At 52.3% G+C, this 22,879-nt stretch carries 19 protein-coding genes; 14 read left to right on the top strand and 5 right to left on the bottom strand.

The annotated features are described in order from the left end of the window. Positions 1 to 65: 65 nt before the first annotated feature. Complete coding sequence (locus H144_RS34565) at positions 66 to 239, top strand: hypothetical protein (protein ID WP_019940884.1); 174 nt, start codon at positions 66 to 68, stop codon at positions 237 to 239. 9 nt (positions 240 to 248) lie between these two features. Here the strand turns inward: H144_RS34565 and H144_RS0104695 are convergent, their stop codons facing one another. Next, complete coding sequence (locus tag H144_RS0104695; protein WP_019940883.1) at positions 249 to 713, bottom strand: response regulator; 465 nt, start codon at positions 711 to 713, stop codon at positions 249 to 251. Between the two features lie 387 nt (positions 714 to 1,100). Between H144_RS0104695 and H144_RS0104690 the strand changes: the two genes are divergently transcribed. The 7 genes from H144_RS0104690 to H144_RS34560 all read left to right on the top strand — a co-directional run bounded on the left by H144_RS0104690 (position 1,101) and on the right by H144_RS34560 (position 8,598). Further along, positions 1,101 to 3,383: an Rv1355c family protein gene (locus tag H144_RS0104690; protein WP_019940882.1), complete on the top strand. Its 2,283-nt coding sequence runs from the start codon at positions 1,101 to 1,103 to the stop codon at positions 3,381 to 3,383. Positions 3,384 to 3,389: 6 nt separating this feature from the next. Then, on the top strand, positions 3,390 to 4,082 hold the full coding sequence (locus tag H144_RS0104685) for a hypothetical protein (RefSeq protein WP_019940881.1): 693 nt from the start codon (positions 3,390 to 3,392) through the stop codon (positions 4,080 to 4,082). Beyond that, on the top strand, positions 4,073 to 6,253 hold the full coding sequence (locus H144_RS0104680; RefSeq protein WP_019940880.1) for a sensor histidine kinase: 2,181 nt from the start codon (positions 4,073 to 4,075) through the stop codon (positions 6,251 to 6,253). The genes H144_RS0104685 and H144_RS0104680 overlap by 10 nt, the downstream gene beginning before the upstream one ends. Beyond that, a complete protein-coding gene (locus H144_RS0104675) occupies positions 6,250 to 7,341 on the top strand; it encodes a sensor histidine kinase (protein ID WP_019940879.1) in 1,092 nt (363 codons plus the stop codon). The genes H144_RS0104680 and H144_RS0104675 overlap by 4 nt, the downstream gene beginning before the upstream one ends. Positions 7,342 to 7,348: 7 nt before the next feature. Continuing rightward, a complete protein-coding gene (locus H144_RS0104670; RefSeq protein ID WP_019940878.1) occupies positions 7,349 to 7,738 on the top strand; it encodes a response regulator in 390 nt (129 codons plus the stop codon). Positions 7,739 to 8,132: 394 nt separating this feature from the next. Continuing rightward, a complete protein-coding gene (locus H144_RS0104665) occupies positions 8,133 to 8,321 on the top strand; it encodes a hypothetical protein (RefSeq protein ID WP_019940877.1) in 189 nt (62 codons plus the stop codon). A gap of 127 nt (positions 8,322 to 8,448) precedes the next feature. After that, entirely contained in the window at positions 8,449 to 8,598 is a 150-nt protein-coding gene (locus H144_RS34560) for a hypothetical protein (RefSeq protein ID WP_169409363.1), read from the top strand. Here H144_RS34560 and H144_RS0104655 read toward each other — a convergent pair. From H144_RS0104655 to H144_RS0104640, 4 genes are all read right to left on the bottom strand, one after another. Beyond that, positions 8,595 to 9,299: an L-ribulose-5-phosphate 4-epimerase gene (locus H144_RS0104655; protein WP_019940875.1), complete on the bottom strand. Its 705-nt coding sequence runs from the start codon at positions 9,297 to 9,299 to the stop codon at positions 8,595 to 8,597. The two genes, H144_RS34560 and H144_RS0104655, sit on opposite strands and share 4 nt — an antisense overlap. A gap of 6 nt (positions 9,300 to 9,305) precedes the next feature. After that, entirely contained in the window at positions 9,306 to 10,796 is a 1,491-nt protein-coding gene (gene araA / locus H144_RS0104650) for an L-arabinose isomerase (protein ID WP_019940874.1), read from the bottom strand. After that, positions 10,796 to 12,460 carry a ribulokinase gene (locus H144_RS0104645; protein WP_019940873.1) on the bottom strand — a complete coding sequence of 555 codons (1,665 nt, stop codon included), beginning with the start codon at positions 12,458 to 12,460 and terminating at the stop codon, positions 10,796 to 10,798. The genes araA and H144_RS0104645 overlap by 1 nt, the downstream gene beginning before the upstream one ends. Positions 12,461 to 12,741: 281 nt before the next feature. Next, a complete protein-coding gene (locus H144_RS0104640) occupies positions 12,742 to 13,446 on the bottom strand; it encodes an NUDIX hydrolase (RefSeq protein ID WP_019940872.1) in 705 nt (234 codons plus the stop codon). Positions 13,447 to 13,644: 198 nt separating this feature from the next. Here H144_RS0104640 and H144_RS0104635 point away from each other — a divergent pair, with 198 nt between their 5' ends. The 6 genes from H144_RS0104635 to H144_RS31375 all read left to right on the top strand — a co-directional run bounded on the left by H144_RS0104635 (position 13,645) and on the right by H144_RS31375 (position 22,843). Beyond that, the gene (locus H144_RS0104635; RefSeq protein ID WP_019940871.1) at positions 13,645 to 14,232 is read left to right on the top strand and encodes an RNA polymerase sigma factor; all 588 of its coding nucleotides are present in this window, start codon (positions 13,645 to 13,647) and stop codon (positions 14,230 to 14,232) included. Positions 14,233 to 14,304: 72 nt separating this feature from the next. Continuing rightward, positions 14,305 to 15,321 carry a FecR family protein gene (locus H144_RS0104630; RefSeq protein ID WP_019940870.1) on the top strand — a complete coding sequence of 339 codons (1,017 nt, stop codon included), beginning with the start codon at positions 14,305 to 14,307 and terminating at the stop codon, positions 15,319 to 15,321. A gap of 164 nt (positions 15,322 to 15,485) precedes the next feature. After that, positions 15,486 to 19,097 carry a TonB-dependent receptor gene (locus tag H144_RS0104625; protein WP_019940869.1) on the top strand — a complete coding sequence of 1,204 codons (3,612 nt, stop codon included), beginning with the start codon at positions 15,486 to 15,488 and terminating at the stop codon, positions 19,095 to 19,097. A gap of 7 nt (positions 19,098 to 19,104) precedes the next feature. Continuing rightward, positions 19,105 to 20,835 carry a RagB/SusD family nutrient uptake outer membrane protein gene (locus H144_RS0104620; protein ID WP_019940868.1) on the top strand — a complete coding sequence of 577 codons (1,731 nt, stop codon included), beginning with the start codon at positions 19,105 to 19,107 and terminating at the stop codon, positions 20,833 to 20,835. Between the two features lie 33 nt (positions 20,836 to 20,868). Next, positions 20,869 to 22,095, top strand: a complete 1,227-nt coding sequence (locus H144_RS0104615) for a purple acid phosphatase family protein (RefSeq protein WP_026350415.1) — start codon at positions 20,869 to 20,871, stop codon at positions 22,093 to 22,095. A gap of 154 nt (positions 22,096 to 22,249) precedes the next feature. After that, entirely contained in the window at positions 22,250 to 22,843 is a 594-nt protein-coding gene (locus H144_RS31375; RefSeq protein WP_019940866.1) for an RNA polymerase sigma factor, read from the top strand. Positions 22,844 to 22,879: the final 36 nt, after the last annotated feature.

Genomic DNA, 22,879 nt, shown 5'->3' with positions numbered 1-22,879 from the left:
CAGTTTAGGGAGCGTGCTGGTACGGTTTTTACAAAATGCTGTGCAGTCACCCACTATATAAGGTCATGGACATAATCATTTTTCTCAAAGCCATCGGTAACCTGCTCTTCGCGGCCATACTGCTGCTGGCGGTTGCATTCACCACCGCATTCTCCCTGCTTACCTACATGTTCCGCGGATCGCGGCTGTCGGTGGCGGGGCTCAAAGGCCTCATCCGCAAGCGGTACCCCATGCGCTAGTATGCCGTGCTAGGAAAGCAGGTTTTGCCGGAGCAAAAACTCCAATTGCCCGTTTACGTCGATCAGCTTTTCGATCAGCTCCTTGTTTTCTTCCCGGAGGTGGAAAATCTCGTAAGCATTCTTGATGATGATGCGCAGCTGCTGCTCGTCCCATGGCTTGTTGAGGTAATAATAGATATGCCCCTTGTTCACCGCGTCGATCACAGCGGTAATGTCGGTATAACCGGTAAGCAGGATACGCACAGGGTCTGAATAGTCTTTCAAGACCTCTATAAGAAAGTCGACACCGGTCATTTCGGGCATCCGCTGGTCGGTGATAATGACGTGCACGACATTGTGCTTCAGCAATTCGAGGCCTTCACGGCCTGAGGTTGCGATTAAAATATTGAAATCTCTTCTGAAAGCGGCTTTGAATGAATTGAGATTGTTGATTTCATCATCCACATACAATACGCTTATTTTTCCTTTTTCCATCCTGAATTACTGGTGCTTGACAGGGCGTGGGTTCATACTGCCCCGAACTAATTGATAATATTATAATATTAATTCTATATTCGCATCAACGGCCACAGCACTTTTGACAAAATTTTACAGGTCGTGTCGGCACAAGCATCTGCTAATAAGGGAATATTTGACGTAAACGTCCAAATATTTTGCCCCCCATAGAACCAGGGGTTAGTTTTACAAAAATAAATTCAGCAATTTGTGTACTTATTGAAGCAAGTAAAAATGCGTGAATATACGAGATTCAAGGGATGCGCTAGCCGGTCCGGTGAATTTTATGCGAAGATCGGCACAATTTTGTGATTTGTTTAATCTGGCCACGGCCCATTGAAGGACAGGCTTCACAATTATTCTAAAATGTACAGTAACACAGAGCTCAACTATATCTACAAACCGGTTTTCATCTCACAAGAGCGCTACGCAGATAAAGAAAAATTCCTTTCCTTCATTGAAGATTATCGTGGCAAAACCATCCTGGACCTATTTGCTTCCCAGAAACAAGAACTTATCCGAATCCGGCACCCGAAAAAGCGGCTCAGCGCCGCAGAAACGGAACAAAAGTACCTGCAATGGGCCGAGGGCAAAAATGTCGACACAGAGGGGGTTTGGGTCTATTACCCGTGGTCGGACCGGCTGCTGCACCTGGTGAACGAGGAAGAATTCACCGAGCTCCGCACCAGTCGTAACCAATACAAAATCACGCCCGGCGAGCAACGTCACCTGGCTGCCCGGACGATCGGCATCATCGGGCTGTCGGTTGGGCATTCGGTCGCTTTGAGCATTGCCACCGAACGTACCTGCGGCAAATTGAAACTCGCTGATTTCGATACCATTGAGCTCAGCAACCTGAACAGGATCCGTACCGGCCTGCACAACATCGGCGTCAACAAATGCATTGTTACCGCCCGCGAAATCGCTGAAATAGATCCGTTTCTCGATATTGAATGCTTTCCGGAAGGCATCAGCAAGGAAAACCTCGACACTTTCCTGCTGGATGGCGGCAAGCTGGATATCCTCGTCGACGAATGCGACGACATTGGGCTGAAAATCAGCTGCCGTATCCGTGCCGCACAACTCGGCATCCCTGTGGTTATGGAAACCAGCGACCGGGGCATGCTAGATGTAGAACGATTTGACAGTGAGCCTGATAGGCCCATTTTCCACGGCTACCTGCAAGGGCTGCCATTGGAAAAATTCGACCAGATTTCCGAAGAAGACCGCCTGCCGCTCGTGCTGCGGATCGTGAATGCGATCAACGGCTCGAAACGGGGCAAGGTATCGCTCGTGGAAATCGGGCAAAGCATCGGCACCTGGCCGCAGCTGGCCAGCGCCGTCACGCTCGGCGGCGGGGTCGTAACCGACGTTTGCCGTCGGATCCTGCTCGACCAGTTCCATGAGTCAGGCAGGTATTATATCGACCTGGAAGATCTCGTAGGCGACAAATCATCCCCGGCGCAAGCCCCCAAAAGAGACAATCCATTCGCGCCTTTCGACTTGTCGGAGGCCGTTCGTATAGTTGAGTCGTTACCGGCCGCGCCGGCACATGGCATCGCTGAAAATGTGCTTGCGGAGATCGTGAAAGCGGCCTGCCAGGCACCGTCGACTGGCAACGATCAGCCCTGGAAATGGCTTTACCATCATGGCAGGCTGTTCCTTTTTCACGATCGTTTCCGCTCGTTTTCCTTCGGCGACTTCGACCAGATCGCTTCGAACATTTCTTTCGGGGCATCTTATGAGAACATATTATTAAAAAGCCACGAAGCCGGCCTGGGCGTCACGGCCGAGCTGTTCCCGCTCGGCGAGGATTCGCCGCTCATTGCCGCGATCGATTTCCTCCCGGACGCGCAAGCGGGCGAAAGCGTATACGATCCGGGCGCGGTGAACGTCATTTACGACCGCACCACCAACCGCAACCCGTCGACAGCGGTGCCGATCAGTGAAGAGGTTTTTGATCAATTGAAAGAAGCAGCCGAAAGTGTGCCGGGAGCCGCATTCCATTATTTTGCAGAGAAAGAGCAGATTATGGCCCTCGGCGGGGTCATCGGCGAATGCGACCGCGTGCGCCTGCTCAACCCCGAGGGCCATTACGACTTCGTACACCGGGAGATGAAATGGACGCCGTCCGACGCGGAACAATCGCGCGATGGTATCGATGTACGCACCCTCGGCCTGAACAATGCGCAGATCGCCGCGCTGTCGATCATCCGCGACCGTGAGATTTCACAGACATTAAAAGGAATACAAGGCGGCGGGGCGCTCGTGGATGCGGCGCTCAGGTCGGTCAGCACAGCTTCGGCGCTGGGCATGATCACCATGCCGAAATATAGTTACGAGGATTTTTTCAAGGGGGGAATTGCCATGCAGCGCCTCTGGCTTCGCGCCGAACAGTTGCAATTTGCGATCCATCCATTAATTTCCCCGTTTTATTTGTTCCCCCGCATTACAAAGGGCAACAATGCAGGCCTCGACGACGCCGAAGCAACCCGATTGCGCACATTAAGAAAGAAATTCATGGAGATGGTCCCTTATGGAGAGGACGTGGCGGAAGTGTTTTTATTTAAAATAGCGAAGGCTGAAAAGCCGGCGGTCAAAAGTTATCGGTTGCCGTTAAATGAGACACTTTTCATCGTAAACCCGTAACTGTACATGGTAGCACATATTAAAGCGTACCGTGCGCCGGACGACGTGGAAACCAGCATGCGGTATGTCGAAGGACACCGGAAAGTACTGGAAGCATATGGCGTAAAGCAGGTTACCTCGGCCACCCACACCTGGCTCGACGATCCGAACACGTATGTGATCATTGTGGAATCCGAGGACGGGAAATCCATTTACGGCGGCACGCGGGTGCAGGTGCGCTCCCCGAACCTGAAAATGCCCATGGAAGACGCGATCGCGAAAATCGACAAGAGCATTTACGGCTATGTGGATAAGATCGGGGACTACAACGTGGCCGAGTTCTGCGGACTTTTCAACTCCAAGGAGGTAGCCGGTTACGGCATCGGCAGCGTATACCTGGGTAGAACTGCCATGGCGATTGCTTCGCAAGTAGGGATCAATTACCTGATGGGCCTTTGTTCGCCGATTACCCTGGTCATCAGTCAGCGCATCGGTTTCGAGGTATTGACCGACCTAGGCAACAACGGCACATTCTATTACCCGAAAGAAGGGTTGATCGCGACCTCGCTGATCGCCCGCGACCTGAACAACCTCCCTTTCGCGACCGACGAGGAACGCGAAAAAATATTCAGCCTGAGAGCAAACCCTACCCAAACCGTCGTGGAAACCGGCCGGCGCGGGGACTTAACGATAATTTACGATATCAATAAATGGATGTAAAGGTTTACCGCGCGGTTATTGGAAGTCTTCTTTTGCTCCTGGGCGTCCTCGTTCACGCCCGTGCCGGAGAGGTCGTGTTCAACGGAAACGACGTTACCATCGGCAGGCAGGTGGAAATCATGGAGGACACCACGGCAGCCATGACGATCGACGACGTGAAAGCACGGGGCAAGTTCACGCCGAGCCAGGAGGAAACGCCCAATTTCGGGGTCAGTGCATCCACATTCTGGCTGCGGCTCAATATCAGGAACACGAGCGCCGAGGATAACGTGTTCCTGGAACTGGCTTATCCGCGCATCGAGACGGTTACCTTGTACTCGATGGAAGCCGGCAAAACCAGCGAAGAAACCATTTCCTGGAACGACCCATTCGACAAGCGGCGGGTGAAGCACCAGAACATTGTATTTAAACTCAATATCCCGCGACAATCCGCACAAACCTACTACCTGAAAATCCACGGCAGCGAGCAGCTCGTCGTCCCGCTGATCGTCCGCAGCGAGATGGGGCTCTTCCAGTTTGCATTAACCAACGAAATCATTTCCGGAATCCACATCGGCGTACTGTTTGTGATGATGTTGTACAACTTCTTCGTGTACTTCTCGATCCGTGAAAAGAGCTATTTGTATTACGTTTTATACATTCTCTTCATCGGTCTCACGCAGACGACGATTACAGGTTATACGTTCAAATTCCTCTGGCCCGACGTACCCGCCTTCAACGAATATTCGATCATCCTCTTCCCGGCATTGGCGGGCAGCTTTGCATTGATGTTTTTCCAAAACTTCCTGCATATCCGCGAGCGTTCCCTCACGAACTACCGGATTATTATGGTCATTATCGTGACTTACGGCGTGGCAGTGCTCTTCAACCTGGCCGGGTTGAGCATGGTCAGCTACCGGATCATCGACGTGCTGGCGCCATCGGCAGCCCTGTTTGCATTGGTGGTGGCATTCATCCTCTCGCTGGAAGGCTACCGCCCGGCCAAGTTCTTCCTCGTGGCGTGGTCCATGTTCCTGATCGGCATTGTGCTGTACTCGTTGCGGAACCTGAACATTTTGCCCTACAATACATTTACCAACTACACCATGCAGGCCGGTACGGCGATCGAAGTGATATTGCTTTCGTTTGCGCTGGCAGATAAGATCAACATTTTCAAGAAGGAAAAGGAAATATCGCAGGCGCAGGCGCTGCGGATTTCAATGGAAAACGAGAAGATCATCCTCGAACAGAATGCCTTCCTCGAAAAGAGCGTCAACGAACGCACGGCCGAGTTGCAATTTGCCAATACCGAGCTGAACCTGACGCTTACCAAGCTGAAAGACGCCCAGACCCAGCTCATCGATTCCGAGAAAATGGCCTCGCTCGGTCAGTTGACTGCCGGTATCGCCCACGAAATCAACAACCCGATCAACTTTGTAAGCTCAAACATCCGCCCGTTGAGACGCGACATCGACGACGTGCTCGAAATCCTCGATTCGTACGACGAGGTCCGCCATGTGGAGTCGATGGAAGGGTTGCAGAACAAAGTGAAGGAGATCGAACAGCTGAAAGACGACCTCGACCTGGATTACCTCAAAACCGAGCTCGGTACCCTGCTCAAAGGCATGGAAGATGGTGCTCACCGGACGGTCGAGATCGTAAAAGGTTTGAAAATATTCTCGCGGGTGGACGAAACCGACCTTAATCTGGTCAATGTCAATGAGGGAATCGAGTCCACACTCATTATTCTCAATTACCAGATGGGCAATTCCATTACGCTGGTCAAGGAACTGGGCAATATCCCGAGCATCGAATGCTATGCCGGCAAGCTTAACCAGGTGTTTATGAACATCCTGACCAACTCGATTTACGCATTGCAGAAGGAAAAGCACGAGAACAAAACCCCGACCATCTGGGTAAAATCATGGCTGAAAGACCCGGAAACGGTGGCGATTTCCATGCGCGACAATGGTCCGGGTATGACACCGGAGGTTCGCGCCAAGATTTTCGAGCCGTTCTTCACCACCAAGCAGGTGGGAGACGGTACCGGCCTCGGGCTTTCAATTGTCTTTAAAATTATCGAAGTTCACAGCGGTAATATTCAAGTAAACACGGAAGTTGGAGAAGGAACAGAATTTTTGATCACGCTTCCTGTTAAAAGAAAAGCACGCCCAATCCCTGATTTTCAATGAGCGAAAAAGCTATAACCATTCTGTACATTGACGACGAGGAACACAATCTGCATTCGTTCAAGGCTTCGTTCCGCAAGCAGTACGATATCACGATCACGTCCTCGGTTGTAGAAGCGGAGCAAATGCTGGAAGAAAAGGATTTCTGCATTATCCTGGCCGACCAGCGGATGCCCGTCATGACGGGCGTGCAGTTCTTTGAAAAAATCAGGATCGACTATCCGAAACCGATCCGTATCCTGATCACCGGCCACACCGACATCGGCGCGGCGATCGATGCGATCAACAAGGGGGAAGTGTTCCGGTTTATCGATAAGCCGTGGGATTACAAATATGTCGAAAATGCGATTTCCAATGCATACGACATTTACAAGACCCGTGAAGACCTCAAACAGCGTAATATCGAACTGCAGAAAGCGAACGAGGAGCTCGACAAGTTCGTGTACAGCGCCTCCCACGATCTCCGCGCCCCGCTCATGTCGGTGCTCGGCATCGTGAACCTCGCATTGCTGGAAGACGACGTGAAGTCGCAGAACGAGTACCTGGAACTGATCCGCCAGTCGGTGAAAAAGCTGGACACGTTCATTATCAATATCATCGATTACTACAAAAATGCGCGCGGCGTGCCCGTCGTGACCGATATCAGTTTCGAAGAGCTGGTCACCGAAGTGCAGGCCACCATTCAATACCTGCCCGAATACGGCAACCTGAAAATGACGACCGACATCCAGCAGGACGGCATATTCAATTCCGACGTGATGAAGCTGCGGATCATTTTCAATAACCTGATCAATAACGCGATCAAGTTCCAGGACAAGTCGAAGGCCGATCCATTCGTTCACCTGACGGTCAAATCGACGCCCTCGGAGGCCAAAATCATCGTTGCCGACAACGGAACGGGCATTAAGGAGTCGGATCAGGACAAAATTTTCAAAATGTTTTACCGGGCAGGTGCCACCAACAGCGGCTCAGGGATAGGACTTTACATCGTACACGAGGCGATCTCGAAATTGGGAGGAGAAATCAGCGTAACTTCAAAAATCGGCGAAGGTAGTATTTTTGAAATCAACATTCCTTCTATTAACAAATAAACCCGCCATGGAGCCACTGCTTAACTTCTTTTTGATAGATGACAGTTCGTTCGATCTGTTTATCTACGAAAAGCTATTGATCAAAAGCGGCATCACCCATTCAGTGAAAACCTTCAACTCGGCACGCGACGCGCTCAAACACCTCACCACACAGGGCGACGGCCTGCCGGAAACCATTATCCTGCTCGACCTGCAAATGCCGGATATGAATGGTTTCGAATTTATCGACGAATTCGACCACCTTCCCGAGCCCCTGCGGCAGAAGGTCCGGATCTTCATGCTTTCCTCCACCATCGACACCCGAGACATCGAGAAGGCCAAAGCCAGCCCGCACATCATCGACCTGCTCCCCAAGCCGCTTGAAATTCCTTTCCTGAAAAAGAAGTTGGGATTATGACAACCGTGTAGTATAATTTTTGTAGTATAATCAATTAAGTCGGCCGCCGGGCAAACTTGTAACCAAAGGCTACGGCGGCTGGTTGACCAAAAAGGCCTTTTTTGTACTATTTTGACGTACTATATATTGGACATCCCCTCTAACTGTTGATAGTCAAGCGAATAAGCTGAATTGTGAAGCGAAGCATACCTCCACAAATTGTCCTATAATGTAACAATTTGAACGGTCATTGTTATTGGCAATGAACCGGAAGTACCTTATTGTACATACATTTCCTATAAGGTTTCAAATCAATAATATAATTTTTTTAATATTAAAAGATTTTATGAAGGCCCGGGTACGTGTTTATTGCACACTGACTGACAACCAGTGTAAACCTTAACACAATGTTTTAATGAAAACGGATAGCAAAACCCTGGCCGAGATTTTGAAATTGCACGCACAGTACGTTAAAGAGGTTGAGTTCAGTGGTATCAAACCCTTGTCCATGGAGATTTACAAAACAAACTCCCACAATTTTGTACGCTGGATCCAAGACGAATTTCACCCCGGAAAAAAACTGCGCAAGGAAGCACTTTCGTAATCAACAACCAAAGCACTCATTATACTCAACGTTTTTGACGTAAGCTGCCGGTGAATGGGAACACCGGCAGCTTTTTTTGTTAAGTTTGGGTAGGAATGGGCTGCAAGCCCTGCTTAACAGAAACACGATGCTATTAACCCTTTTCAATCTGCTGAAAGGCCGCTTTTCCAAAGAAGCCATCCAGGAAGCCAAGTCCAACGAAAAAGCGATGACCCGCCAGGAAGCATTGCAGCAAATGCGTAACATCGCCAGCCGGCGATCCGAAAAAAAGAACTAGCAGCCCTGCCCGTAATAGGCATCTTTGCCGTGTTTCCGGAAATAGTGCTTGTCGCACAGGCTCTGCTTGATCGCCGCGGCGGCCGGGTTGATCTGCAACGTCAGGTAAGCCATCTTCGCGATTTCTTCCAGCACGATCGAATTATAGATCGCCTTCGCAGGATCTTTCCCCCAGGTAAATGGCCCATGGCAGGCCACCAACACCATTTCCACTTCTTCATAGCTGAGCTTTTCCTTCGCAAACAGATCGAGGATCTGGTTACCCGTCTCGTGCTCGTAGTCGCGCTCGATGGCTTCGTCGGACATGATTTCTGTCACCGGGACCGACACCGTCAGGTGGTCGGCGTGGGTCGTGCCCAGGTTCGGGATCGGGCGGATCGCCTGCGCCCATGCTACCGCGTACGTGGAATGCGTATGGCATACGCCCCCGATCGACGGGAAATGCCTGTACAGCAGCGTATGCGTTTTGGTATCCGAAGAAGGCCGCATATTGCCCTCGACAAGGATATTATCCAGGTCAACGATCACGATATCTTCCACTTTCAACCGGTGGTACGGCACCCCGCTGGGCTTGATTGCCACCACACCCGCCGAACGGTCGATGCCGCTCACATTCCCGAATGTCACGATCGCGAGCTCCTCCCGCGGGATTTCCATATTGGCCTCGTAGACCTGTTCTTTGAGATATTGATATTTCGACATGCGGGATTATCGGTAATAAGCTTCACTCCATCGCAACTCGTTTTTCAGCTGGCGCAGCGATGTATTTTTATCAATCACCACGAGTTCCACACCCACCATTTCGGCGAAAGCCTCGATATGCTCCGTCGTAAGGTTCTGGCTGAACGCCGTATGGTGCGCGCCGCCGGCATAGATCCAGGCCGCGCAGCCCGTAGCCATATCCGGCTGCGGCTTCCACAGCACGCGGGCAACGGGTAATTTCGGCAGTTGCTCGGTCGCTTCCACGGCCTCCACCTCGTTCACGAGCAGGCGGAAGCGGTTACCCATATCCACGAGCGAAACATTCAGCGCCGGACCGGCAGGAGCATTAAAAACGAGGCGTACCGGATCGTCCTTCCCTCCTATTCCCAATGCATGCACCTCCACCGAAGGCTTCCCTTTGGCAATGCTGGGGCATATTTCGAGCATATGCGAACCGAGAACAAGGTTATTGGCCGGATTGAAATGATAGGTATAGTCCTCCATAAACGAATTACCGCCCGGCAGGCCGCTGGCCATTACTTTCAATGCACGCACCATCGCGGACGTCTTCCAGTCGCCCTCGCCTGCGTAGCCGTAGCCTGCCGCCATCATGCGCTGCGAGCCGATACCCGGCAGCTGCTTCATGCCATGCAGGTCTTCGAAAGTATTGGTGTACCCTTTAAAATTGCCATTTTGGAGAAAGTATTTCAAACCCAGCTCTATTTTCGCGGCATCGCGCAATCCCTGGTGCCTGGCGCCACCGCTTTCCAGGCCGGAAGCGAGTTGGTAAGTATCGCGGTATTCGTCGGTCAATGCGGAAATTTCGTTGTCGGAAACCTCGTTGATCACCGCGACCAGGTCGCCGACGGCATAGGTATTGACGGAAAATCCGAATGTCATTTCGGCGGCCACCTTATCGCCATCGGTAACGGCTACTTCCCGCATATTATCCCCGAAACGAACGAATTTCGCACCTTTCAGGTCATGCCGGCCGGCTGCTACCCGGGCCCATTGCCCGATTTGTTCGGCTACGTCTTCCTGCTGCCAATGGCCTACGATTACCTTCCGGTTCAGGCGCATGCGCGTCATCATGAAACCGAACTCGCGGTCGCCGTGCGCCGATTGGTTCAGGTTCATGAAATCCATGTCGATATCCGCCCAGGGAATGTCACGGTTGTATTGGGTGTGCAAATGCAGCAATGGCTTTTGAAGGATCTGCAAACCCCTGATCCACATTTTGGCGGGAGAAAAAGTATGCATCCAGGCCACGATCCCAATGCAGTTGGCGGCCGTGTTGGCCTCTTGCACAATGCGATAAATCTCGTCAGGCGTTTTCACGACCGGCTTGAAAACCACACGCACCGGCACCTGCGGGGCCTGGCCGAGGTAGCGGCTGATGATTTCTGAATGTTCATCGACCTGGCGGAGCGTTTCCTCGCCGTACAAATGCTGACTTCCGGTGACGAACCAGACTTCAAACTGTTTTAAATCAAGCATCAGGTGAGTTGTAAATGTGCTTTTTGTAAAAATTCGTTTTCGATAAATTCACCTGCTTCGAGGTACTTCTGATAAAGCTGCTGGTAAATGGCCGATTGTGCCTCACGCGGCTGGTACACGGCATCGAACCCGGAACTCATCGCTTCCTGCGCGTCCTGCAAGGTAGGGTGCACACCCGCCGCCACCGCCGCGAACATGGCCGCGCCTAATGCGCAGGCCTGCTCCGACGCAGCTACCTTAATCGGCATATTGAGCACATCGGCCAGGGTCTGCATGACAAATGCCGATTTCTTGGCCACCCCGCCGATCGCGATCACCTGGTGGATCGGCACGCCTTCGCTACGGAACCGTTCAACGATCGCCTTCGAACCGTATGCCGTCGCTTCTACCAATGCCTTGAATACACGGGCGCTGTCGCTGGCGAGGTTCAGGCCCAGCAACGCGCCTTTGAGGGTATGGTTCGCATCGGGTGTACGACGGCCATTCAGCCAGTCGATGGCGATGATATCGTTTTCGGTGACAGGCAATTTCGCGGCTTGTTCGGCGAGGTGCGGGATCAGTTTCTGCGCTAGTTTCGCCGCTTCCTCCTCCCCTAGCAAGGTTCGTACGGGATCGGTGATGATTTTAGAAAACCACGCATAAATATCCCCGAACGCCGATTGGCCGGCCTCCATACCCAGCATACCCGGCACGATGGAGCCGTCGACCTGTCCGCAAATGCCTTTGATCAGCAGATGGCCCACCTCGTCGTTCGGCGCTACGAGCATGTCGCAGGTAGAGGTACCGATTACCTTGCATAATGAATACGGTTCTATCAGCGCGCCTACCGCACCCATGTGTGCGTCGAACGCGCCCACGCCGATCACGACATCGGCCGGAATGCCCAGTTTTTCGGCCCATTGTTTCGAAATGGTCCCCATCGCTTGGTCGGAAGTCTCGGTATGGGCGAAAAGCCGGTCGCGGAGGCCGTCGAGCAGCGGATCGAGCTCTTTGAAGAACGCATTGGGAGGCAACCCGTCGAAATCCTCGTGCCAGAGCGCTTTATGACCGGCGGCGCAGCGCGAGCGTTTCAGTTGCAGCGGATCGGTAATGCCCGTGAGCTCGGCGGAAATCCAGTCGCAATGCTCCACCCAGGAGTATGCTTTTTCCCGCACAACCTCATCCACACGCAGCGTGCGCAGGATTTTGGCCCAAAACCATTCCGACGAGTAAATACCGCCTACATATTTTGTAAAATCAATGTTGTAACCATGCGCGAGCCGATTGATTTCTCCGGCTTCGGCATTGGCGGTATGGTCTTTCCAGAGAATGAACATGCCGTTGGGATTCTCGGCAAATTCGGGAAGTAATGCGAGCGGCGTGCCATTCCGGTCCACAGCCACAGGCGTAGAACCGGTCGTATCCACCGAAATCCCCCTTACCCGCTCCCGCACGCCCCCAGGCGCCTGGTCCAATGCATTCCGCACGGCGCTTTCCAGACTTTCGAGGTAATCGAGCGGGTGCTGGCGAAATTGCGAAATAGCCGCATCACAATATTCCCCCCGTTTCCAGCGCGGATATTCCCGCACGGCCGTACCCACCTGTTCGCCGGTAAGCGCATTCACCACCAATGCCCTCACAGAATCGGTACCGAAGTCGATACCAATGACGTAGTCTTCTTTCATAAATGTCGGTTTAGGATGTTCTCAGACCAATTTGACGCATTTATTTAACTTATCACCTAACAAATATAAATAAATTTGTTTTTAGTGTTAGAATGACACAATTTAATTTTGAATGGGTGAATGGGTGAACGAGTGAATAGTCAGGTATAGTCTTTTGTTGTACGGCTTCGAAATAGTCATCAACCCCTCCCAACAATTCCTGACTAAGCCTGACATTCCCTGACAACACTTGACCATTCAATCATTGAGTCATTCAATCATTGAGTCATTCAATCCTCCCCTCAATTACTCTTCATCGAATCCGGCATAAAATTCCAGAACGAGTGGAACTTTGCCTTGTACTTCTCGGCGTCGAGTTTGTAGAGCGTGGCTTTTTTGGTGGTGCTGTTGTTGTTTTTGTAGCCGGTGTCGATCAGCAGGCCGGTGGATAGCAGTTTGCGGCTGAAATTGCGGCGGTCGATGGGGATGTTGTAGATCGCTTCGTAGAGCTTCTGGAGCTGTGGGATCGTGAAGCGCTCGGGCAGGAGTTCGAAGCCGATCGGATGCAGGGCGGCATTGTATTTGAGGTGCTCGATCGCCCGGGCCACCATTTGTTCGTGGTCGAAAATGAGTTGGGGACGGGCATCGAGGGTGATCCAGGAGGCGTTGTGGCTTTTGACGGCCTCCGAGTCGTGATCGTCGATGTTGATCAGCGCAAAAAACACGACCGATACCGTCCGCTCGCCGGGGTCGCGATCGGCTTTGCCGTAAGTTTCGAGCTGTTCCACATAAATGTCTTTCAGGCCCGTTAGATTGTACAGAATCCGCACGGCACCGTCGTGAAGGTCCTCATCCGCATTCACGAAACCGCCCATGAGCGACCATTTGCCTTTTTCGGGCTCGAAATTTCTTTTAATCAGTAACAGCTTGATATCCTTGCCATCAAAGCCGAAAATTATGCAGTCGATCGCCACGAGAATCCGCGTGGCCTGGGGATAGTTGTTCATTTAATATGGCGTCGTAGATGTGTTCGTCGGTTACAAAATTTTCCCGCAGTTGGCCCCGGAAATTGTTATGTTTATGTTAAGAAAGTAAAAAAAAGAATGAGATTACTTAATCTGTTTAAAGAGTCAAGTCACAAATTTAAGTACGAATTTTGTACCGCTCCTCAGCGAAAATAATCAGATTATTAATAGGCTATCTTCATGATGAACAACTTTTACGCTACCTGTTCCGATGAAAATATCCTTGCGTTGATCAGCGAACAGGACGATGAGCTGGCCTTTGCGGAGCTGTACGACCGCTATTTCAAGACGCTGTTCAACTACGCCTATTCGAAGGTCAACGACCGGTTCACGGCGCAGGAAATCGTTCAGGAACTCTTTGTCAGCCTCTGGCAGCAGCGCAGGCAAAACCGGGTCGAATGCGGCCGCTCATTCTTGTTTACAATTGCCAAACGGCTGATCATATCTTTCTACCGGAAAGAATACACCCGCCAGCATCACTATGGGCAATGGGAAATCCAGCGCAGTGAAACGTCCGACCTCGCCGACCAGCCTACCCTTGCCTCCGACCTTCAGAACCGCTACGAAGAGGGCCTGCATTTACTTTCCCCCAAATGCCATGAAGTTTTTGTGATGAGCCGGCAGGGCTTTTCCAACAAACAGATCGGCGAGCAGCTCGGCATTTCTGAAAAAACCGTAGAACAGCACATTACCAAGGCGTTACGCATCCTCAAAGCGCATTTGAAAGAGCATATGATCTGCGCGCTCCTCCTTTTTGCTACTTTTTAAAAAAATTTTCAGAACCGACTAAGGGTACCCTTTCCGGCGCGCGACTTCTGGGTTGACAACATCCCCGATCTCATGAAGCCAAACGGTATTCCGCCCGCATTGCTCGAAAAATACCTGTCCGGTGAATGCACCGACGCAGAAAAAGAACTTGTAGAAACCTGGTACGCGTCGCTGCGAGGCGAAACGCGTTACCTGGATCACCTACCCGATGCGGAACAGGAAGAAATTCGGCACAAGACATTCGGGAATATCCGGCAGGAGCTGAACATGGCCGAGGAAAAAACGGTACGGCACTTTCCGTGGCGCTGGCTGACGGGCATTGCCGCGTCGATCGCGCTTGTGCTGGGCGTGTACCTGGCCACGCAGCTGAAAAAAACACCGGTGGCCACCGTTTCGCAGCAGCTCGAAAAACGGCAACCCTCGGAGCTCGTCCGATTTGAAAATACCGAAGAGCGGATCGTCAAACACCGCCTGCCCGATAACAGCTCCGTCGCCATGCACCCGCACGCCGTAGTCACCTACCCTGCTGCATTCGACGCAAACCAGCGGCTGGTAACATTCTCCGGGGAAGGTTTTTTTGATATACAAAAAGACAAAAAACGACCATTCTACATCCAGAGCGGCGAAATGGTGATCAAAGTGCTCGGTACCAGCTTCAATGTGAAGGCGCCGCAGAACCGGAAGGTTTTTCAGGTGGATGTCGTGACGGGTACCGTCGAAGTGCGGACTTACGCGGAAACAAAACAATCGCAGCAGGTGATCCTGAAACCGCAGCAGCAGGCATTGTTCGAACTGGATTCGAAGCGGTTAATTTCCAAAACATTGACCAGCCAACCCAAAAAAGAGCTTTTCGAACCGGTCACCATCGTGTTTGAAGAAACACCACTGGATAAAGTAATCGAACAGCTGGAAAAGCGCTTTAACGTATCGATCCATTTGACAAACCCAGGCCTGGCCAAATGCGGGCTCACGGCCAATTTCGAGTCGCAGGCATTCCCGAGCATTCTCGAAATCCTCTGCACTTCCCTGGAAGTAACTTACACCATATCAGGCAATAACATCACCATCAGCGGCGAACCATGTGAATAAATCCGTATACCCACCCATGAACTTATGAACCCGTCCGTACCACCGTAAAAAAGGCCGGAAGTGTACCACCACTACCCGGCCCGAAATGCCATCCTTTGTCTTCGTACCACCGTTTCAAAAGGATGTTTTATCCAATAGTGCCTAACCATCAGACAATCAAAATTATGCAAAAAACAGTACGTAACAAGCCGGTAGACTGGCGAAAAATTATGCGCATTGGACTGCTTCAATGGATTCTTGCCGTCTCGCTCGCAGCCGGCAGTTATGCGAAGGAAACTGCGGCCCAGTCTGTGCTGAGCAAAGACATGACGCTCACGCTCCGCAATGTTTCGCTCAAACAGGCCCTGAATGAGATCCAGGCCCGTGCCAATACCCGCTTCGTTTACAGCAGCCGGGTTTCCGTAAAGGAAAACGTGACGATCGATGTAAAAAACCAGAAGCTGTCCAGGGTACTTGATGCATTGCTGGCGCCCCGGGGGATCAATTACAAGGTGATCAACAACCAGATCGTGCTCGCCAAAACACGCGTAAGCCGGGAGGAATCGGTGATCCCCGAACTGGAAGAGAAACTGCAACAATATGTTTTGCCGACGGAAATCCAGTTGCGCGGGACCGTCTCGTCGTCCGACGGGCAGGGTACGCTACCGGGCGTAAGCATCGTCGTGAAGGGCACCTCGCAGGGAACCACTACCGACGGCAACGGAAAGTTCGAAATTACGGTGCCGAATGTGGAATCGGCGTTGGTATTCAGCTTTGTAGGTTATGTGTCGCAGGAAATCGTTGTAGGTAACCGCACCGAAATCAATGTGACTTTGCAGGCAGATAACAAGGCATTGTCGGAGCTGGTGGTGGTAGGTTATGGTACGCAAAAACGCGTGAACCTCACCGGCGCGGTTTCGCAGGTACAATCCAAAGATCTGGAAAACAGGCCTTTGAACAATATGTCGCAAATCCTGCAAGGCATGGTCCCCAACCTGAACATTACATTCAGCACGGGTCAGCCAGGCAAGGGCGGTTCACTCAACGTACGGGGGGAAACTTCCGTGAATGGCGGGTCGCCGCTTGTGCTCATCGACGGTATCCCCGGCGATATCAACCGCATCAACCCCGGCGACGTGGAATCGGTATCGGTGCTGAAAGATGCCGCAGCCTCGGCCATTTACGGTGCACGCGGTGCATTCGGGGTGATTTTGGTCACGACCAAAACCGCCAAGAACGGAAAGACCACCGTTTCGTACAGCAACAACTTCGGCTGGTCGAAACCGACGATCAACACCGATTTCATGACCAACGGTTATGATTATGTCAAAATCAACGACGAGGCATTTGTCCGCGCCACGGGTAACAGCTATACCCGCTATTCGGAGGAAGATTACAAGGAAATCGAAGCGCGCCGTTACGACAAAACCGAAAACCCCGCCCGTCCGTGGGTGGTGGTGAAGAATGTGAATGGCAAGGACATTTACAACTACTACGGTAACTACGACTGGTGGAATACGATCTTCAACATGAGCCAGCCGTCGCGCCAGCATAACCTGAACCTTTCGGGTGGTACCGACAAGATCAACTATTTCCTGTCGGGCTCGGTGTTCGAAAAGGATGGTATCATGCGCATCAACACGGATAAATTCACGTCCTACACATTGCGCAGCAAGATCAACGCGCAGCTTACTCCGTGGCTGAAAGTGAGCAATAATACCATGTATTTCGACTCGAAATACAAATATCCGGGCCTGGAAGGCGGCGCCAACTCCAACTTCGTAGCCATTACCGTGCATGCATTGCCTATTTACGCCCCGCGTAACCCGGACGGCACGCCGACTTACAATACATTAAAAAACAACTACTCGATCGGCGACGGGTTGTTCGCAAACCTGCTGAAAGGCGTAGCGGGCGGCGAGCAGAAAGTACACGAGCTCACGACGATCAACACGATAGAAATGAACCTGGCCAAAAACTGGAATTTGACGGCCAATCATTCTTACTCATTCTACATCACCGACGACTGGTACCGCTCGGCCGTGGCCACCTACTCGATCCAGCCCGGTATCATGACGACGGTGCCCAACTACAATACCGATCAGCTGAAGAAGACCTTCTGGTTCGATCCGCAGAATGTCGTGAACGTGTTCTCGTCCTACAACCACACATTCGGCAAGCATTATGTGAGTGCCACCGCGGGTATCAACTACGAAACGCGCAAGCACCAGGTGTTGGCCGGCTCACGTAAAAACCTGCTTTCGGAGAGTCTCAACGACCTGAACCTCGGCACGGGCGAGCAGCTTTCTGGCGGCGGCGCCTACCAGTATGAGCTTTTCGGTGCATTCTTTCGCGCCAATTACGACTACCAGGGCAAATACCTGCTCGAAGTGAATGGACGCTATGACGGCACTTCCCGTTTCGGCACGAGCAAGCGTTTCGGCTTCTTCCCGTCGGTGTCCGCCGGATGGCGTTTGAGCGAGGAGAATTTCTTCGAAACGGCACGCAATGTCGTGAACAACCTGAAAATCCGTGCCTCCTACGGTACATTGGGCAACCAGCTGCCGCCACGTTTCAACGACAACCCGAGCTCGGCCAGCTTCTATCCCTATGTCCCGATGATGCCGACGGCGCAGTCGAGCTGGATTACCAATGGCCAGAAGCTGCAATATGTGAGCAGCCCGTCCCCTATTTCGGCAGGACTGACCTGGGAATCGGCCACGACGTCCAACATCGGTCTGGATGCGACCCTGCTGAAAAACCGTTTGAACCTTTCGTTCGACGGATACATCCGCAAGACTACCGACATGCTCATTCCGGGGCAGGTATTGCCGCTCGTTTACGGTGCTACCGTGCCTACCCAGAATGCGGGTGACTTGCAAACGAAAGGTTTTGAATTGTCGATCGCCTGGGCCGATATGTTTAAAGTGGCCGGCAAGCCGCTCAGTTACAACGTGTCCTTCATTGTTTCGGATTCGAAATCCAAAATCACCAAATACGACAACCCGAACAAGGTGCTTTCGAGCCCTTACGTAGGCCAGACCATCGGTGAAATGTGGGGTTACTCCATTGAAGGCATGTTTAAATCCGACGAAGAGGCGCAGGCTTACAAAGTAGACCAGGCGATCGTGAACAAGCAGCGCCTGAGCGCGCCAGGCGATTGGAGCAAACTTCGCGCGGGCGACCTGAAATTCATCGACCTGAACGGCGACGGCAAAATCGACCAGGGCGCCAACACGCTGGCCGACCACGGCGATTTGAAAATCGTGGGTAACAACCGCGTCCGTTTCCGCTACGGGATCAACCTGGGCGCCTCATGGAACGGTTTCGACATTTCGGCACTCGCACAAGGCATTCTGCGCAGAAACTGGTACCCCGGTGCCAACGCGGACAAGTTCTGGGGCCCCTATTCACGTCCTTACTATTCATTTATTCCAAAAGATTTCGGCAACGATATCTGGACGCCTGAAAACCCGAATGCCTATTTCCCTGTGCTGAGAGGTTATACTGCATTGAATGGCGGCGGGGACCTGAATGCGGTAAACGACCGCTACATGCAGAACGTGGGTTACCTGCGCCTGAAAAATGTCGTGATCGGCTACACAGTGCCCGAGCGCATCAGCAAGATGATCCGCGTTCCGAGAGCGAGGATTTATGTGAGCGGCGAAAACCTGCTTACCTACACCCCGCTCCGCTCGAAGTACATCGACCCGGAACAGTTCGACGGAGACGGTACCAACGGCCGTACTTACCCATTGTCGAAAACCATTTCAGCCGGTCTTAACCTGACATTCTAAAATTCCGATGAAAAAAATACTTAGCATTATCGCCATTTCCCTGGGCCTTATGGCTTGCGATCTGGACCAACTCCCGCAGGACGCCATTTCGCCGGAGACTTTCTTCAATACCGAAAACGACCTTTTGCTGTATACCAACTCGTTTTACAATGCGATGCCTTCAGCCGAGGATGTGTACAACGAGGATGTGGACAATATCGTTAAAACCAGCCTGCGCGACGAGTTGCAGGGCACACGCGTGGTGCCTACGAGCGGCGGCGGCTGGGCATGGGGTAATTTGCGGAATATCAATTATTTCCTGGCCAATTCCGGCAAATGTCCCGACAAAAAAGCCGTAGCCAAATACAATGGCCTCGCGCGCTTCTTCCGGGCCTATTTCTATTTTGGAATGGTAAAAAGATTCGGCGATGTGCCCTGGTACTCGACCACCATCGAGCTGGAGGACCAGGCCCTGCTCACCAAAGCCCGCGACCCGCGCACACTCGTCATGGACTCGGTAATGGCCGATATCGACTACGCGATCGCCAACCTCGACGCGAGCCGGCAGGTAACGACCATTACAAAGTACACGGCACTCGCCTTGAAATCGCGCATCGGCTTGTATGAAGGTACGTTCCGCAAATACCACCCGGAATTCAACCTCCCTAATGCCGACAAATTCCTCGATGCCTGCGTTACGGCTTCCGAAGACCTGATGAAAAACAGTGGCTACTCCATTTACAAAGCCACGCCGACAACCGCTTACATGAAGCTGTTTTCGTCCGACAATGCCATCCCCGACGAGGTGATCCTGGCCCGCGATTTCAGCGACGAATTGCAGGTGTACCACAACCTGAACTACTACACGATGACGGCTTCCTACGGCCGTCCGGGCTTGGAGAAAAAGCTCGTGAACAGCTACCTCATGGCCGACGGCACACGTTTCACAGACAAGAAAGGTTACGAAACCATGCAGTTTTATGACGAAGTTCAAAACCGCGACCCGCGCCTGGCGCAGACGATCCGCACACCGGGATATACGCGGATTGGCGAAAATGCCCAGCTCGTGCCGGAATTCGGAGCGACGGTGACGGGCTACCAGCTGATCAAATTCGTGTCGGCGCCCAAATGGGATACCTTCTCGAAAGACATCACCGACATGCCGATCTTCCGCTATGCCGAAGTGCTGCTGAACTACGCCGAAGCCAAAGCCGAAAAAGGCACATTGACCCAGGCTGACCTCGACCTCGCCATTAAACCGATCCGCGACCGCGTAGGCATGCCGAACATCAATATGGAACAGGCCAATGCAAACCCTGACCCTTACCAGGCCGCGCAATACACGCAGATCAGCGGCAAAAACCTGGGCGTGATCCTCGAAATCCGGCGCGAACGCCGCATTGAGCTGGTAATGGAAAACTTCTTCCGCTGGGACGATATTATTCGCTGGAAAGAAGGGCAGGCTTTGACCAAACAATACAAAGGCATGTACTTCCCGGGCCCCGGCTCGTATGACCTCGACAAGAACGGCACGATCGACGTGGTGATTTACGACGGCACCAAGCCCGATATCAAAGGTGCGCAGTTGCTGAAACTGGGCAGCGATGTGTCGCTGGAAAATGGCGCCAAGGGTGGAAACATTATCATCAATGGTCATATTACCAAGAAATTCGTCGAGAACCGGGACTACCTTTACCCGATCCCCAAGCAGGAGCGCCTATTGAACACCAACCTGACGCAAAACCCTAACTGGGAATAATGCATTATCCGACTGTTCCTAACCCTTAATTTTATGCTTTCAGACAGAAGGTCGTTTTTGGAGAAAATGTCCCGGATCGGGGCGCTGAGTTTGTTACCAATGGCCAGCTCGCAGGCTGCGAATACGGCCGGCGCGCCAGTGACCGAAGAGAAAAACCATTTCGTAGCGGGCCCCTATTTGCAGAATATGGGCTCCAACGAGGTCACGATCATGTGGATCACCCATAAAAACTGTTTCAGCTGGGTGGAATACGGTGCGGGCACTTACACGAGCAAGCGCGAATTCGGCTATAACAATGGGCTCATCGAGGCGAACAACCGCATTAACAAGATCACCCTGACGAACCTTACGCCCGGTACCGAGCACAAATACAAGATCGTGTCCACCGAAGTGCTGGGTTACAAAGGTTCGAAGGTCGAGTTCGGCGAGACGATCGCCAGCCCCCTATACGGTTTCAAAACCTGGGGGCAGAACGAAGACGAGTTCAAAATGGTGGTGTTCAATGATATCCACGACCGTCCGCAGATCATCCCCCAGCTTTTGTACCGTCATGGCTATACGGGTAATACCAAAGATTACGATTTCGTTGTATTCAACGGAGACTGTTTCGACTGGGTTACCGAGGAGCAGCAAATGGTGGATCATCTGATCAAGCCATCGGTCGATATTTTCGCGACGGAATTTCCCTTCCTGCTCACCCAGGGAAACCATGAGTGCCGGGGCAGCTTCTCGCGGCACATTCCCGGGTATTACGCCTATCCCGACAACAAGTATTACTTCTCGTTCACCCGCGGGCCGGTGCACTTCATCGTGCTGGATTCGGGCGAAGACAAAACCGACGACAGCGTCGAATACGGCGGGTTGTCGGCATTCGACCGTTACCGGGAAGTGCAGAAGAAATGGCTGGAAAAGGAAATCGAATCGCCGGAGTTCAAGAAGGCGGATTTCCGGGTGCTGCTGATCCACATTTCGCCCTACCATTCGGGCGACTGGCATGGGACATTGCATTGCCGGGCATTGTTCGGGCCGATTCTGAACAAGGCTAAAATCGACCTGCAAATTTCCGGGCACACGCACCGGTACATGACGCACGAGCCCGACGCCGACCATAACTGGCCGATCGTTATCGGCGGCGGTCCGCTGGAAGGCAAACGGACGCTCATCAAGCTCCACGCCACGCGCAAGCAGCTCGATCTGAAAATGATCCGCGACGACGGCGAGCTCGTAGGCAAGTTCCTGATCGCTAAGAAAAACAAGTAATTGCAGCCAGACGGCGGGAGGTACCCACACTTCCCGCCGCTTTTTTTGTAACTCAAAATATTATCCCAACATTAAATCAGCCGGCTGCTGCGGCGCCGGATTTTGGGCAACAAAGAAAAATGGTACATTTGCTTTTGCACGTAACCCATTTTTCGTGGAACAGGATCCGGTACTTTGGCAAAAGTTCAGGGAAGGCGACCCGCTTGCCTTTGAGCAGCTTCTGCGCAGCTACTACCGGCCCCTCTTCGATTACGGACGCCGGTTCATCAGCGACCGCGACCAGCTGAAAGACATCGTGCACGATCTCTTCCTGCATTTGTGGGAACGCCGCGAGTACCTCGGCAAAACCGACCAGATCAAACCTTACCTGCTGACCAGCCTCCGCAACCGTATTTTTAAGAACACAAGCCGGCAGGAATCACGGCCGGAGTTGTTCCTCGCTATCGAGCACACGCCCGAAGATTTTCACGAGACCGCCCATTCCATCGAAAGCGAGCTGATACTGACCGAATTCGCAGCCGAAAAACTATCGCGCATCCAGCATATTATCCAGTCGCTCACGCCGCGCCAGCAGGAGATCATCCACTTGAAATTCTATCAGGACCTGTCCAACGAGCGCATTGCCGAAATCCTCAACATTTCCCGCCCTGCCACGGCTAACCTGCTTTACGAAAGCCTCAAAGTTTTCCGCGAAAAATGGCTGCTGCTCGCCGGAATGCTCTTGCTTCTCCTCGTAAAAGGGAGTTGAATCCGTTTTTTCAAAATTTTTTCCGCATTCTTCCAT

Source organism: Dyadobacter beijingensis DSM 21582 (genome assembly GCF_000382205.1).
GTDB lineage: Bacteria > Bacteroidota > Bacteroidia > Cytophagales > Spirosomataceae > Dyadobacter > Dyadobacter beijingensis.
This window is presented reverse-complemented; position numbering and strand designations above follow the sequence as displayed.